The organism is Cellulomonas edaphi (assembly GCF_030362815.1).
GTDB lineage: Bacteria > Actinomycetota > Actinomycetes > Actinomycetales > Cellulomonadaceae > Cellulomonas > Cellulomonas edaphi.
The window spans coordinates 694,138-708,676 of sequence record NZ_JAUCGR010000002.1; the positions used below are offsets into that span (position 1 = coordinate 694,138).

The window sequence follows — 14,539 nt, forward strand, 5'->3', positions numbered from 1 at the left end:
GCGAGTTTACCGGCACGCCCGGACTCCGGTGACGGCCCTCAGACCCCCGCGCCGACCTGCTCGCGGGGGTGCGCGACCTGCGGCAGGGCCGGCGCAGGGCCCCGGCCCACGGCGAGGAACACGAGCAGGCCGAGGGCCGTGAGCGCGGCGCCCACCCATGCCGGCGCGAGGTAGCCCATCCCGGCCTCGATCACCAGACCGCCCAGGAACGCCCCGGACGCGTTGCCGAGGTTGAGCGCTGAGTGGCACAGGGCCGCGCCGAGCGAGGGGGCAGCGGGCGAGACGTCCATGAGCCGGGTCTGCAGGGACAGGCCGAGGATCTGCGAGGTCACGCCCAGCAGCACGAGCGCCGCGATGGCGGGCACCGGGTACGGGCCCACGAGTGCGATGGCCACGAGCACGACGATGGTGGACACCATCCCGATCACGACGGTGCGCATGACCGACCTGTCGGCGAGCCGCCCGCCGATCACGGTGCCGACGGTCATGCCGATCCCGTACAGGGCGAGGACGACGGGCACCACCGCCACGGACACGCCCGTGACGTCCGTGAGCAGCGGCTTGACGTAGGAGTAGACCGCGAACATCCCGCCGAAGCCGATCGCGCCCGCCGCGAACGCGATCCACAGCCCGCGGTTCCGCAGCGCGGCGAGCTCCGTGCGCACCGTCGCGCCCTGCAGCGGGGCCAGCGGCGGCGTCCAGGCGCGGAGGGCGAGCAGGGTGGCCAGCCCGATGACGCCGACGCCGACGAACGCCCAGCGCCAGCCGACGGCGTGCCCGACGATCGCGGTGAGCGGCACACCCACGGCGCACGCGATGGTGAGGCCGGCCATCATTGACGACACGGCTCGCCCTCGACGGGCCTGGCCGACCACGGCGGTGCCCATCACGGCGCCGACCCCGAAGAACGCGCCGTGCGGCAGGCCGGCCAGGAAGCGCGCGGCCACGAGGGTGGGCGCGCTGGGCGCGAACGCCGACAGCACGTTCGCGAGCGTGAACGCGAGCATGAGCCACAGCAGCAGCCGGCGGCGGTCCATCCGGGCGCCCAGGGCGGCGAGCGTGGGTGCTCCCACCACCACGCCGAGCGCGTAGGCGGTGATCGCGTGGCCGGCCACGGGGATCGACACCTGCAGGTCGTCCGCGATCTCGGGCAGCAGCCCCATCGAGGCGAACTCGGTGGTGCCGATGCCGAAGCCGCCGAGGGCGAGCGCGAACAGCGCGGCGCGCGCCTTGCCTGTGGGCAGCGGGAGCATGCGGTCCTCCTGTGTCGTGGGTCGACCTCGTATCGATTCGACCCCGTGGCGGAGAACGCCGTCGTCAGCTCCGGTGGGTGGTGGCCAGCCTAGTTCACGCAGCGCGCGGGCTCACGGCTGGGCATCGGCGACGAGCCAGATGGCGCGTGCGGCGACCTCGCCGAGCTCGACGGCCCGCGCGTCCGGACCCACGCGGACCGAGACGACCCCGATCGCCTCGCGCCGCGCCACGACCTCGACGGCGGCGTCCAGCACCAGGTCGACCGACTCGACGTAGCGGAGCAGCTCCGGGTCGGCGTCGGAGATGCGCGCGACGTGCCAGCGCCCCGGCTCGACGTCCCACAGCAGCGAGGCGGGCGGCGCGTCGAACGAGCCGTCCGGGCCGGGGATCGGGTCACCGTGCGGGTCGCGCGACGGATGCCCCAGGTGCGCGGCGAGCCGCTCCACGAACACGTCGGACACCGCGTGCTCCAGAACCTCTGCCTCGTCGTGCACCTCGTCCCAGCCGTAGCCGAGCACCTCGACGAGGAACGTCTCCACGAGCCGGTGCCGACGCACCATCGCGAGGGCGAGCCCGCGCCCGGCGGCGGTCAGGCCCACGGCACCGTAGGGCTCGTGGGTCACCAGGCCGGAGTCGGCGAGGCGGCGGACGGTCTCGGAGACCGTCGACGCGCCCACGCCGAGCCGCGCCGCCAGCATCTTGGTGGTGACCGGGCGGTCCTCCCACTCGGTCGCCGACCAGATCACCTTGAGGTAGTCCTGGCTCACCGACGACAGCTGGGCGGGCTCGGGTGTGCTCACGGCACCCAGGGTAGGTGGTGGGGTGCTCGTGGCGTGATCAGTGGCCGTCGACGCTCCAGTGCCACGCCTCGCCCGGCAGGTTCTTCAGGCCGTAGTCCGACGCGTGCGCCACCATCCAGGCGTACCCCGCCGAGCTGTAGTCGAGCGAACGTCCCCCGACGGTGAAGTCGATGGCGAGCCCGCGCTCGTGCCGCGAGGTGCCGGGCACGGCGGTGCTGGGGCTGCAGCGACCCGCCGCGTCGCAGTTCTGCGCGCGCAGCGCACGCTGCTGGGCGTTGCTGCGCCACCCCCACCCGCCCAAGTCGATCCCGTCCGCATGTGCCGCGCCGACGAGCGCGTCGATCGCCGCCGCCATGCACGGGTGCACGCGGATGCCGGTGGACGTGAGCACCGTGGCCGCGAGCGGGACGGGCGCGCTCACGTCCGCGCAGTCGGTCGCCGTCGTGCCCGGGCCGAGCGCGCCCTCCGGCACGTCGGCCCGCCACAGCTCCTGGCCGGTGGGCGCACGCAGCACGGCTCCCCCGGCGTCGAGCGCCAGCTGCGCGTGCCTGGTGCCCGACGTCTCGCTCGTCCAGTAGACGGCGTCGTCGGCGCCCTTGAGCACCAGGTCGCCGGTCTTGCGGAGCGTGAGTCGCAGGTCGTCGTCGGGAACCGCGGGAAGGACGGCCCACACCGCGCTCCCGTCCAGCTCCAGGCGCACGCCGTCGGCGTCGACCCGGAGCGTGAGCCGCCCGTCGGGCGAGTCCAGGCGGCCGCCGACCTTCAGCGAACTCCCCGCCTCGAGCGCCGACGGTCCCAGTGCGGTGCCCGTGTTCCAGAGCGCGTCACCGGCGCGGTCGACCAGCACGAGGTCGCCGTCGTCCTGGAGCACGAGGGTGGCGCCGCGGCCCGCCGTCCAGGTGCGCCACGTGGCGACGCCGTCACCCGTGCGGACCGCCAGCTCGCCGTCGTCGCTGAGCGCGAGCGTCGAGCCCGGCACGTCGGTCCCCGTGGACCAGCGGGTGCGTGCGTCCGGTCCGAGCAGCCGGAGGTCGCCGTCCTCGCCCATGACCAGCGTGTGCCGGCCGTCCGCCGAGGACAGCACGGCGCCGGACGCCAGCGTCGAGCCCGCGTCGAGCAGCGACGGGGGCGTGCGGGTGCCGCTCGACCAGACCACGGCGCCGCGCTCGTCACGGACCTGCAGGTCGCCGTCGTCCCGCACCACCAGGTGCGCGCCCACGGTCCCCTTCGTCTCGGTGTGCCAGCGCCGCTTGCCGCTCGGGTCCACGAGGCTGACGTCGCCGTCGTCCTGCACCACGAGCCGGGAGCCCGGGACACCCGGACCGCTGGTCCACCGCAGCTCGCCGTCCGCACCGAAGAGCGACAGCACGCCGCCCCGCTCGACGACGGCCACCTGGCCGCCGTCGTCGGAGACGAGCGACTGCGTGGCGGTCAGCGTCTCGCCCGGCCCCAGGGTGTCGTGGCCGGCCGCCGCCGCCGCGGGCAGGGCCGCGAGCCCCGCCCACGCCAGGGCGAGGCCGACCGGCAGCGTGACCGCCCGCAGCGCGCGCCGCCGCAGCCCGCCTCGCCGGAGCTCTCCCACGGCCACCACGCCCTTCTCCCCCTGATCGACGCGCCACGCCGCGCGTCTCACGCACCCCGGAGCCATGTCCGGAATGTGCGCTTCCTCACCGTAAGCCCCGAGCGCGCCGTGCACACGGGTGAACCCGGTCACGGCTGAGAAGGCACGCTCCCCGGCGACGGTGCGGACGTCGGCGTGGCGGGCGTCCCGCCGGGCGCCATCGACGAGGGCACGACCGGCACCGGGGTCGGCCACGTCGCGGGCCACCGCACGTGCGCCTTGGCGTCCGGGGTCACCTGGACCACCTGGTAGTCGACGATGCGGCGTGCGTCCGGGTCCCAGCGCAGCACCGTCATCTCCGCCGTGCCGTGCAGCGGCCCGACGGTCGCCTGGTTGAGCGTCGCGCCGGCCGAGCTGGAGCTGATGTAGCGGATGCCAGATCCCACCTGCGTCGGGTCGGTCCGTCGGTGCAGGTGACCGGAGACCTGGGCGGGTGCGCATCCCGCCTCGAGGGTCGCGTCCCCCACCCACGGGGTGTGCACCAGCAGCAGGTCCACGCCCTTGTCGTCGTCGCACGCCGTGGCGGCCAGGTCGGCCCCCTCCTCGTCGGCGGTGCGCACCCCCGCGGACGTGCCCTGGCCGAGCCGGGTCTGGTTGGGGTCGTCGTCGCCGAGGATCCGGATGCCGTCGACGTCGACGACCTCGCCGTCCAGCACCTTCGCACCGGCGCGGGCGTACATCTGGGCCGTCTCGGCCGAGTCGTGGTTGCCCGGAGAGGTGACCAGCTCGACGCCGTCCGGGACCGCGTGCGCGAACGTGGAGACGCAGAACTGCTCCACGGACGTGCCGTTGATCGTGGTGTCGCCCGCGTCCAGCACCAGCGACGCGTCCGACCGCTCCACCAGGGTGGTGATCAGGGGCGCCATGCCCACGTTGCAGTGCAGGTCGGAGACCACGACGACCGTCACCAGCTCCGGGTCTGCCGTGCGCACCGACGAGTCCCCGGGGACGCTGCCGAAGAGCCGGTCGCGCTCGACCACGGCGGCCGACGTCAGCTCCCACTGCGCGGCCAGCGACGCGTTCGCGCGCGCGTAGAACGCCTTGCTGCGCTCGTAGGCGTCGAGCGCGTTGCGCCCGTAGGTGTCGATCACGCCGCCCAGTCGGCCGGTGACGCGGGCACCCTCCAGGGCCGTCCCGTCGAAGACCGACTCGGCGACGGCGGGCTCGGCGTCCTTGCGTGCCGCCTCGAGGCCGGAGGACGCGGCCAGCACGACGACGACCGCGATGGCCCCGCCCATCAGCAGGTGCCGCTCGTGCGGGCGGACCCTGTCGGCGAGCTCCCGTCGCCGCGCAGCACCGAGCAGCGTCGACCCGGCACCCCACGCGACGATGACCACGAGCAGCGCGACGAGCGTGCGCACGAGCGCGTCGAGCGCGAGCCCGCGGGCGACGTCGCGCACCACGGCACGCGGCGCCGAGAAGAACTGCACGTAGCTGCTGAGGTCGCCGGACAGCGCCTGCAGCGTGGTCGCCTCGTCCAGGCCGACGAACGACGCCGGGATCTCCTGGACCGTGATGTGCACCCCGAGGTCGAGCGGCAGGGTGGAGTCGATCTGCAGCGTGCCAAGCGGCCCGAGATCGACCGTCACCGTGCCGTCGACCGTCACGTCGTACCGCGCCTCGTGCGGCCCGAGGCTGCCCGGGTACGAGGCCGTCGTGACGCCGAAGACGAGCGCGGCCACGACCGCGACCACGCCCAGCAGGAGGCGCGGCCACCAGCGGCGACGCCGCAGCGTCGGCTCGGGTGCGATCGCGTCACTCATACGTCGTCACCCTAAGCGGGCCCTCTCCCTAGACTCACCCGGTGCGTCAGCGTCGCTACCGCCTCTCCTCCACGTGGCTGCTCGCCGCGCCCGTCGGGACGTGCTGGGACGTGCTCGCCGACCCCACCATGAGCTGGCCGCGCTGGTGGCCCGGCGTCCGCGCGCGCGACGTCGTGGCGACCACCGGGCTCGTCGGCAGCAGGGCGCACGTCGAGTTCGCGAGCCGCGCGCGCTACCGGCTGCGGCTCGAGCTCGAGGTCGCGCAGGCGGACGCCCCCCACCGCGTCGTGCTCGCGACGACCGGTGACCTGGTGGGCACCGCGGACGTCGTGCTCGGTGAGGAGCCCGGACGGCTCACCCGGGTGGTCGTCGACTGGGACGTCTCCACCACCGTGCCGTGGATGAACCTGGCGGGCCCCGTCCTCGCCCGGCCGTTCGCCGCCTCGCACGCCGCCGTCATGCGCGACGGCGAGCGCGGCCTCACCGCCTACCTCGGTGCGCACACGCGCTGAGGTTGCTCAGCCCTGCGCGTCGCGCCAGGCCACCCACCTCGTCACGAGGTCGAGGTCGTAGTCGGGGCCGGAGACACCGATCGTGAACAGCGTCGCGCCCGCGGCGACCAACGGGTCGACGACCTCCTCCGGGGGTCGCGAGACCCCGACGGACCGCTCGACCAGCGACGCCGTGTCGCGACCGACCGCCTGACCGTGCTCGTCGAGGATCGCGCTCTTGCGGGTGAGCGACTCGACGTCGCCGAACGAGTGCCACGCGTCGGCGTGCTCGGCGACCACGCGGAGCGTCTTGCGCTCCCCGCCACCGCCGATGAGCACGGGGATGTCCCGCGTCGGGGCAGGGTTGGACGCTGCCCACCGCGTCTTGATGCGCGGCAGGGCCTGCGCGAGGTCGGCGATCCGCGACCCGGCCGTGCCGAACTCGTAGCCGAACTGGTCGTAGTCCTTCTCGAACCAGCCCGCGCCGATGCCCAGGATCAGGCGGCCGCCGCTGATGTGGTCGACCGTGCGGGCCATGTCCGCCAGCAGCTCGGGGTTGCGGTAGGAGTTGCAGGTGACCAGGGCGCCGATCTCGACGCGTTCCGTCTGCTCGGCCCACGCGCCCAGCATGGTCCAGCACTCGAAGTGCTTGCCGTCCGGGTCGCCGCTGAGCGGGAAGAAGTGGTCCCAGTTGAAGATCACGTCGACACCGGCGTCCTCGGCGCGGCGGACCGCGTCCCGGATCTGGCCGTAGTCGGCGTGCTGGGGCTGGAGCTGGACACCGATGCGCACGGGGAAGGTCACGCTCCCGAGCGTAGGCGGGCTGGCCCGCCCGCGCGCTCGGGCCGGCTCGGCGTCTCAGATGTCGACGTCTCAGATGTCGACGTCCGCCGGCACGGGACCGGCGGGCGGCTCACTGGTAGGTGACCAGGTCCGGCTTCGGTCGAATGGCGTAGGTCTTCCTCGGCGACAGCATGGGGTGGTCCTCGTCGACGAAGTTCTTCCATCCCCAGCGCACCTCGGGAGCACCCGCGCGGAGCGCCTTCCACGTGCCGCGCTTGGCCGGCTGCGTGCCCTGGCCGTCCACGTGGATGAGCAGCGCGAGCTCGTCGTGCGACGTGTCGAGCGCGTCCCGGTCGCTGATCATCCGGAGCGAGAACTGGTGCAGCACGAGCATCTTCTGCGGCAGGTGGCGGTGGGCCGTGAACTCGGCGAGCCAGTCGGCGACCGCGTTGACCTCGCCGACCTTGACCGAGCCGATCTGCTCGAGGTGCACCTGGTGCTTGGTGAGCCGCCACTCGGGGTCGAGCGCGAGCCCCACGTGGGGCAGCGCGAGCAGCGACGAGTAGCGCTTGGCCTGGGTGAGGAAGTCGGAACGGCCGGGCTGCAGGTCGAGCACCACGGCCACGCCCCTCTTCTGCGCCGCCCGGACGATCGGCCGGAGCTCGGCCACGGACCGCTCGCGCGAGTAGTCCCCGTCGGAGCCGGGTCCCGCCGAGGCGATGGTCGCGATGACCTCGACCATCGGGACCACGGTCGCCTTGGTCAGCGGCGCGTACCGGGCCGCGGTCTTCTTCGCCCGCGTCAGCGTCTTCGGCACCGACTGCTCCCCGAGCAGGCCCAGGGCCGCGCTCCCCGGCGTCCCGTACAGCGCGACGTACCGCTTGGTCCTCACGCCCGGACCGGTGGGGAACATGAGCTGGCCGCCGCCGGGGATCTGGACGCCCGTGCGGGCGGTCGCAATGCGCGCCGCCAGCGTGGCCGGCGAGCCGAAACCGGTGCCGAGCGCGAGCACGCGCTGCGGGTCGGCCGCCGCGACGGCCCGGACGGTCGCGGCCGTCGCGCGCGGGTCGCCGCCCGGCACCGCGACCACGGGGACCCCCGCCGCGCGCGCGGTCGCCAGGGCGGCCACGGGGGTGTGCCCCGTGCCGACGAGGGCGACCACGCCGGCCGGCGCCGTGGGGCGGCTCGGCGGCGCGGGCGTCGGCGGCGCGTCCACGCCCGCGCTCCCCTGGGACGACCGAGTGGCCGACGCGAGCGGGGTCGCGGTCGACGACGACGACGGAGTGGCCGACGAGAGCGGGGTCGTGGTCGATGAGGAGGACGGAGCGGCCGTCGGCGGGGTGGCGTGCGCCTTCTCTGCCGGCGCCTCCCCGCGGCCGTCGACGAGTGCCACCGGCGCGTCGCCCGCGAGCGCGGCCACGGCCCGGCTCCGCGCGGCGTTCCCCTTCTTCACGGCCACCGCCGGCCGGAACGGCACGCCGGTCGCGGCGGCCAGCGCGCGCGCTCCCGCACCCGCGACGACGGGCAGCACCACGACCCCGGGCAGGTGCGGCGCCCGGCCGACGGTGACCACGCGCTTGGTGCCCAGCCGGCGTGCCTCGTCGGCGACCGTGGCGGCATCCACTCCTCCGCCGGTCAGCAGCATCGGTGCGCCGAGGGCGACGGCCGCCGACGCGGCGGTGAGCTGGCCGCGCGGGTCGTCGAGGGCGGCGAGCACCACCGTGGGTGCGGCGGCGAACAGCGCGCGAGAGGTCTCGAGCGCGGCCCGGGCGTCGGGGGTCGCGACGATCGTCGCCTCGGTGCGGGGCACCTGCACGGCCGAGCCGGGTGCGGCCTCGGGCGTGCCCGGCGCGTCGGGCGACGGGGAGGGCGATGCCGAAGGCGACAGGGAGGCGCGGGGCGACGCGGTCACCGACGCGTCCGCGCCCGGACGTGCCGCGGGCGGCGTGGTGCCGGCGGTGCACCCGGCGAGCAGGCCGAGCGCGACCAGGCCGGCCACGGCCGCCGCACGGCGGGCGCGACCGGGACGCGTGAACAGCACGGCGGGACTCCCTCGGTCGATCCAGCCCGCCACTGTAGGTGCTTCGCGCAGACACGCCGACGACGGGACACGCCGACCCACGCGCCCGGGGCGCAGCGGGGCGAGCCGTCAGCCCTCGCGCGGCTGCTCCAGCTCGTTGACCCCGAGGCCGCGCAGGAACCGCGGCCCGCGGGCGGCGAGCTCCGCCTCGAACTGCGCCGCCCAGGGCCCGTACGGGCTCCGCGACAGGGCGTCGTTGGAGAACCGCTGGTCGTCGGTCACCTCGGTGACGCAGAACGCCGGGATCTGCAGGTCGGTCACCGGGCCGCCGCGCTCCACCTCGGCGACGACCAGCGGGGCGTTGTCGCCGCCGAACGTGTCGATGACCCACCCGTCCGCGCCCAGCCACGACGAGTGCCGCGTCTTGACGATGCGCGAGCCGCCGCGCCGGATCATCTCCAGGCCCACCGCGACGTCGATCTCCCGCTCCGCCTCGTAGCGGGTGCCCTGGTTCATGGGCCCCTTGAGCGTGATCGCGCAGAAGTCGACCTGCTCCGCGCACGCGTCCAGCACCGTGAGCGGATCGAGCGACGTGTCCAGCACCGGCACGCCTCCCGAGGTCTGCGCCCGCAGCCGGATCGCGAAGCCCTCGTCGGCCAGGTAGTAGCTCTGCACGATCAGCGTGGGTGCACCGTCCACCAGCTCCAGGGGCAGGTCGCGCACCCAGAAGCGCCGCTCGAACTCGAAGTCTCCGTACCCCGTGTCGCTCACACCGTGAGCGTAGGCGTCAGTCGGTGCTCACGGCCTCGAGCACGGCGAGCCGCGCCGCGCGCACCGCGGGTCCGACGGCGGCGAGCACGCCGACGACGATCGCGAGCCCGAGCATCGCCAGCAGCGACGACCACGGCACGGCGAGCGTCCGCAGGCCCACGTCCGCGAACACCGTGGGCAGGGTGGCCGCCAGCGCGACCCCCACGGCCAGCCCCACCACGGTGCCGAACAGCGCGGTGAGCACCGACTCCGCGGTGATCGTCGCCGCGAGCTGGAACCGCCCGAGACCGACGGCGCGCAGCAGGCCGATCTCCCGGGTCCGCTCGATCACGGAGAGCGCGAGCGTGTTGACGATCCCGAGCACGGCGATCACCACGGACAGCCCGAGCAACGCGTAGAGGATCACCAGGACGCGGTCCACCTGGTCGGACAGCTCGGAGACGAACTCGTCGGGATCCATGACCGTGACCACCACGTACGGCCGCACGGTCGCGGTGAGCTGCTCGCGCACCGTGGCGAGCGACGCCCCCGGCACCACGGTCACGAACACCGTGAGCACCTGCTGCTGCGCCGCCGGCACCAGCGAGTCGAGCAGCGACTCAGGCACCACGAGGGGCACGCCGAACGCGGGCGAGTCGATGACCGCGCCGATCACCGCCGTGCGCGACCCCCGCTCACCGGCGAGCGTCACACGGTCGCCCACCGACCAGCCGTGGTCCTCGGCGGAGGTCCGCTGCACCGCCACCTGACCTGACGCCAACGCCGGACCCAGCTCGCCGGCGACCGACTCGACGTCGATGCTGCGCCCCGCCGCGCCCGGGTCGATGCCGGAGACGGCGGTCGACGACCCGTCCACCAGCAGCGCCGCGTTCGCGAAGGCGTCCGCGGCCCGCACGTCCGGCAGCGCCCGCACGTCGTCGAGCGCCTGCGTCGGCACGTTCGAGGACGGCGGGGCCCTCAGCACGAAGTCGGCCGTCGCCTCCTGCGACACGATCGCGCGCGTCGAGGCCTGCGCCGTGGAGGCGATGACCGCGGAGGCGCCCACCAGCGCCATGCCGATCAGCAGCGCCCCCGCGGTGTTCGCGGTCCGGCGCGGGTTGCGCGTGACGTTGCCCCTGGCCAGGCGACCGACGGGGCGCAGCGGCAGCAGGACCGCGCCCAGCACCCGCAGCACGGAGCGGGCCAGCACGGGCGAGACCGCCAGCACGCCCAGTACCACGCCCGCGGCTCCGTAGCCGAGCAGCGCACCCGCGTGGTCCGACCCCGGCCGCGCCATGGCCAGCCCCACGCACCCGACCCCGAGCACCAGCAGCACCACGCCGACCGCGGCACGGCGCCGCAGCGAGCGCTCGGGCACGGTCACCTCGTCGCGCAGCGCCTCGACCGGCGGGACCAGGGCCGCCCGCCGTGCGGGGACCGCCGCTGCCGCGACGCTCACCAGCGTGCCGATCAGCACCGACACCAGCACGGTGAACCCGTCGAGCGGGATGCGCCCGGTGAGCTCCATGCCGAGACCGGCGAGCACCCGACGCAGCACCACGACGAGCCCGAGACCGGCCAGCACGCCGCAGGCGGCACCGACCAGCCCGACGACGACCGCCTGCAGCACGATCGACGCGAACACCTGGAGCGGGGAGGCGCCCACCGCCCGCAGCAGCGCGAGCTCACGCGTGCGCTGCCGCACCCACATCGAGAACGTGTTGGCGATGATGAACGCGCCCACGAACAGCGAGATCCCCGCGAACACCAGCAGGAACGTGGTGATGAACCCGAGCACGCGGTCGATCGAGGCCGTCGTCTCCGCGCGCACCTGCTCGCCCGTGACGGCTTCCGCGTCGCTGCCCACCACCGGGGCGAGCCTGTCCACGAGCTCGTCCTCCGAGACGCCGTCGCCCGCGTACACGCCGATCGACGGCACCTCGCCGTCGGGTGCGAACAGCTGCGTCGCGGTGCTCGTGTCGACGAAGACCACGGTCGCGCCCGCCAGGGCCGAGCCGAGCCCCACCTCGCCCACCACGCGGACGTCGCGCACCTCGCCCGCGAGCACCACCTGCGCCGGGCCACCCAGCGCGAGGCCCGAGGAGGCCAGCGTCGCGGACTCGAGCGCGACCTCGTCGGGGCCGCGCGGCGCGTGGCCGGCCACGAGGGCGAGCGCGGGGTCGCGGGGGTCGTAGGCGAGCGCGAAGCTGGGCGCCTGCGTGCTCTGCACGGCCGTGCCGTCCGCGCCCACGAGGACCGCCGGGCCCTGCAGGTCGGGGAGCACCAGCTCGACCCCGTCGACGCGCTCCAGCGCCGGGACCAGGTCGAGCGGCACGAGGGTGCGGCTCGCCGAGCCGAGGCTGCCGGTCACCGATGCCGCCTCGTGCGCTCCCCGGACGTAGGCGTCGCCGAGGGTCGTGGTCGCCACGATGTCCGTGAACGTGGAACCCAGCATGGTCCGCAGCGCGAACGTCCCGGCGACGAACGCGACGCCCAGCGTCACGGCCAGCACCGAGAGCAGGAACCGGACGAGGTGCGCGCGGATGCCCCGCAGCGCGACGCGGATCATCCGTCGCGCTCGCGCGGGCCACCCGTGAGCGCACCGAGCCTGTCCAGCACGGCCGCGCGCGTGGGCGCACGCAGCTCGTCGACCACCCGTCCGTCGGCCAGGAAGAGCACCCGGTGCGCGTAGCCCGCGGAGGTCGCGTCGTGCGTCACCATCACCACCGACTGGCCCAGCTCGTCGACGCTGCGGCGCAGGAATCCCAGCACCTCGGCCGCCGACGTCGAGTCCAGGTTGCCCGTCGGCTCGTCGGCGAAGACCACCGCTGGTCGCGCCACCAGCGCCCGTGCGCAGGCGACGCGCTGCTGCTGGCCCCCGGACAGCTCGGCGGGGCGGTGCCCCAGCCGGTCGGTCAGTCCCAAGGTCCGCACGACGAGGTCGAGGTGGTCGGTGTCGACCGGGCGCCGGGCGATGTCGAGGGGCAGCGTGATGTTCTCCAGCGCGGTCAGCGTCGGCACCAGGTTGTACGCCTGGAAGACGAAGCCCACCCGTGTCCGCCGCAAGGTCGTCAGGCGGCGCTCGGACATCTCGCTCACGGGCTCGCCGTCCACCACCACCGATCCCGACGTCGGCCGGTCGAGCCCGGCGAGGCAGTGCATCAGGGTCGACTTGCCGGAGCCGGACGCGCCCATGATCGCGGTCAGCTCGCCGCGCACCAGGTCGACGTCCACGCCGTCCAGGGCACGCACGGCCGTCGGGCCCTGGCCGTAGACCTTGACGAGGTCGCGCGCGGAGGCGACGACGGACGGCGGCATGGTGGACCTCGTGACCTCGGGTGCGGGGAGTCGATCGTCTCGCCTCGCGCGCCACGGCGCGACGGCTCGCGTGTCTTTCGTCACCCGGCACCGGCCCGGGCGGCGGAGTGTGAGATGGTGGGGCCTCCGGGAGCGCCGCACGTCTGCGCGCGCCCCGCGTCGTGGAGATCGCCCGAGCCCGCACGTCTGACTGATGACGGACTGACTCGGTTGCTTACGCGGCGATCCCGACCCCAGCCCCGAGAGGCCTACTGCTGTGACGACTTTCGCCGACCTCGGCGTGCCCGCTGCCCTTGTCCGCACCCTGACGGACCAGGGCATCACCGCGCCCTTCCCCATCCAGACCGCCACCCTGCCCGACTCGCTCGCCGGCACCGACGTGCTCGGCCGCGGCCGCACGGGCTCCGGCAAGACCCTCGCCTTCGCGCTCCCGCTCGTGGTGCGCACCGCCGCCGCCAAGGCTCGCACGGTGGCACGGCGCCCGCGTGCGCTGGTCCTCGCCCCCACCCGTGAGCTCGCCACGCAGATCGACGCGACCGTGGCCCCGCTGGCCGCGGCGCTCGGCCTGTCGACCACGACGATCTTCGGCGGCGTCGCCCAGTCGCGCCAGGTCACCGCGCTCGACCGCGGCGTGGACATCGTCATCGCCTGCCCCGGTCGGCTCGAGGACCTGCTGAAGCAGCGCCTCGTGTCGCTCGACGACGTGCAGATCACCGTGCTCGACGAGGCCGACCACATGGCCGACCTCGGCTTCCTGCCGGTGGTCAAGCGCCTGCTCGACCGCACCCCCACGGGCGGCCAGCGCCTGCTGTTCTCCGCGACGCTGGACAACGGCGTCGACGTGATCGTCAAGCGCTACCTGCGCACGCCGGTCGAGCACGCCGTGGACAGCGCGGCCTCGCCCGTCTCGACCATGACCCACCACGTGCTCGAGGTCCGCGACGCCGAGACCAAGAAGGCCGTCGTCGCCCAGCTCGCCTCGGGCACGGGCCGCCGCGTGCTGTTCATGCGCACCAAGCACCACGCCAAGAAGCTCGCCAAGCAGCTCACGGCCGACGGCATCCCCGCGGTCGACCTGCACGGCAACCTGGGCCAGGGCGCGCGCGAGCGCAACCTCGAGGCGTTCTCCTCGGGCGCGGTCAAGGTGCTCGTCGCGACGGACATCGCCGCGCGCGGCATCCACATCGACGACGTCGAGCTGGTCATCCACGTGGACCCGCCCGCCGAGCACAAGGCCTACCTGCACCGCTCGGGCCGCACCGCGCGGGCCGGTTCCGGGGGCGACGTGGTCACCCTCGTCCTGCCCGAGCAGCGGGGTGACGTCCGAGCCCTGACGCGGGCCGCGAAGATCACCGCGCAGCCCCAGCAGGTCCTCCCGGGCGACGCGGTGCTCACGCGCCTCGTCGGCGAGGTGGCGCCGCACGTGCGCCCCGCGCCCGTGCAGGCGCAGCCGGCGGCGCGCCCGAAGTCCGGCGCGTCCGCGGGCCAGCGTTCGGGTCGCGGCCGCGGCCAGGGCTCCGCCCCCGCCGGCCAGCGCCGCACGGGGACCACCACGTACACGACGTCGACCGGCCAGGCGCCCGGCGCCCCCACGCCCGGCTCCTCCTCGTCCGCGGGTCAGGCCCGCGCGGCGGGTGACGGCGCCGCGCGCCGCCGCCGTCGCGGCGGCCGCGGCCGTGGTGCTGCGGCTCCCCGCTCCGCGGGGGCCTGAGCCTCCGCCTACCCACGCACTCGGGCGC

11 protein-coding genes are annotated in these 14,539 nt (G+C 74.8%); 2 read left to right on the plus strand and 9 right to left on the minus strand.

Annotation, left to right across the window (positions count from 1 at the left end):
- Window positions 1-38 precede the first annotated feature (38 nt).
- The 4 genes from QRT05_RS09525 to QRT05_RS09540 all read right to left on the minus strand — a co-directional run bounded on the left by QRT05_RS09525 (window position 39) and on the right by QRT05_RS09540 (window position 5,438).
- Window positions 39-1,253: an MFS transporter gene (locus QRT05_RS09525; RefSeq protein ID WP_289446931.1), complete on the minus strand. Its 1,215-nt coding sequence runs from the start codon at window positions 1,251-1,253 to the stop codon at window positions 39-41.
- A 111-nt stretch (window positions 1,254-1,364) separates the two neighbouring features.
- Window positions 1,365-2,054 (minus strand): metal-dependent transcriptional regulator, encoded by a 690-nt coding sequence (locus QRT05_RS09530; protein ID WP_289446932.1) that lies wholly within the window; start codon window positions 2,052-2,054, stop codon window positions 1,365-1,367.
- Between the two features lie 37 nt (window positions 2,055-2,091).
- Window positions 2,092-3,702 carry a D-alanyl-D-alanine carboxypeptidase family protein gene (locus tag QRT05_RS09535; protein WP_289446933.1) on the minus strand — a complete coding sequence of 537 codons (1,611 nt, stop codon included), beginning with the start codon at window positions 3,700-3,702 and terminating at the stop codon, window positions 2,092-2,094.
- A 62-nt stretch (window positions 3,703-3,764) separates the two neighbouring features.
- Window positions 3,765-5,438 (minus strand): metallophosphoesterase family protein, encoded by a 1,674-nt coding sequence (locus QRT05_RS09540; RefSeq protein ID WP_289446934.1) that lies wholly within the window; start codon window positions 5,436-5,438, stop codon window positions 3,765-3,767.
- A 41-nt stretch (window positions 5,439-5,479) separates the two neighbouring features.
- Between QRT05_RS09540 and QRT05_RS09545 the strand changes: the two genes are divergently transcribed.
- Entirely contained in the window at window positions 5,480-5,950 is a 471-nt protein-coding gene (locus tag QRT05_RS09545) for an SRPBCC family protein (RefSeq protein WP_289446936.1), read from the plus strand.
- A 6-nt stretch (window positions 5,951-5,956) separates the two neighbouring features.
- Here the strand turns inward: QRT05_RS09545 and QRT05_RS09550 are convergent, their stop codons facing one another.
- The 5 genes from QRT05_RS09550 to QRT05_RS09570 form a co-directional block, all read right to left on the minus strand.
- Complete coding sequence (locus tag QRT05_RS09550; RefSeq protein WP_289446937.1) at window positions 5,957-6,733, minus strand: LLM class F420-dependent oxidoreductase; 777 nt, start codon at window positions 6,731-6,733, stop codon at window positions 5,957-5,959.
- 109 nt (window positions 6,734-6,842) lie between these two features.
- Complete coding sequence (locus QRT05_RS09555) at window positions 6,843-8,753, minus strand: hypothetical protein (RefSeq protein WP_289446939.1); 1,911 nt, start codon at window positions 8,751-8,753, stop codon at window positions 6,843-6,845.
- Between the two features lie 108 nt (window positions 8,754-8,861).
- The gene (locus QRT05_RS09560; protein WP_289446940.1) at window positions 8,862-9,503 is read right to left on the minus strand and encodes a CYTH domain-containing protein; all 642 of its coding nucleotides are present in this window, start codon (window positions 9,501-9,503) and stop codon (window positions 8,862-8,864) included.
- A gap of 16 nt (window positions 9,504-9,519) precedes the next feature.
- Window positions 9,520-12,051: an ABC transporter permease gene (locus QRT05_RS09565; protein ID WP_289446941.1), complete on the minus strand. Its 2,532-nt coding sequence runs from the start codon at window positions 12,049-12,051 to the stop codon at window positions 9,520-9,522.
- The gene (locus QRT05_RS09570; RefSeq protein WP_289446942.1) at window positions 12,048-12,800 is read right to left on the minus strand and encodes an ABC transporter ATP-binding protein; all 753 of its coding nucleotides are present in this window, start codon (window positions 12,798-12,800) and stop codon (window positions 12,048-12,050) included. Before QRT05_RS09570 ends, QRT05_RS09565 begins: the two co-directional genes overlap by 4 nt.
- A gap of 256 nt (window positions 12,801-13,056) precedes the next feature.
- Between QRT05_RS09570 and QRT05_RS09575 the strand changes: the two genes are divergently transcribed.
- Window positions 13,057-14,511 (plus strand): DEAD/DEAH box helicase, encoded by a 1,455-nt coding sequence (locus tag QRT05_RS09575; protein WP_289446943.1) that lies wholly within the window; start codon window positions 13,057-13,059, stop codon window positions 14,509-14,511.
- Window positions 14,512-14,539: the final 28 nt, after the last annotated feature.

Coding starts and splice junctions, on each gene's coding strand:
- QRT05_RS09525 (WP_289446931.1), bottom strand. CDS start 1,253: ATGCTCCCGCTGCCCACAGGCAAGGCGCGCGCCGCGCTGTTCGCGCTC.
- QRT05_RS09535 (WP_289446933.1), bottom strand. CDS start 3,702: ATGGCTCCGGGGTGCGTGAGACGCGCGGCGTGGCGCGTCGATCAGGGG.
- QRT05_RS09540 (WP_289446934.1), bottom strand. CDS start 5,438: ATGAGTGACGCGATCGCACCCGAGCCGACGCTGCGGCGTCGCCGCTGG.
- QRT05_RS09565 (WP_289446941.1), bottom strand. CDS start 12,051: ATGATCCGCGTCGCGCTGCGGGGCATCCGCGCGCACCTCGTCCGGTTC.
- QRT05_RS09570 (WP_289446942.1), bottom strand. CDS start 12,800: ATGCCGCCGTCCGTCGTCGCCTCCGCGCGCGACCTCGTCAAGGTCTAC.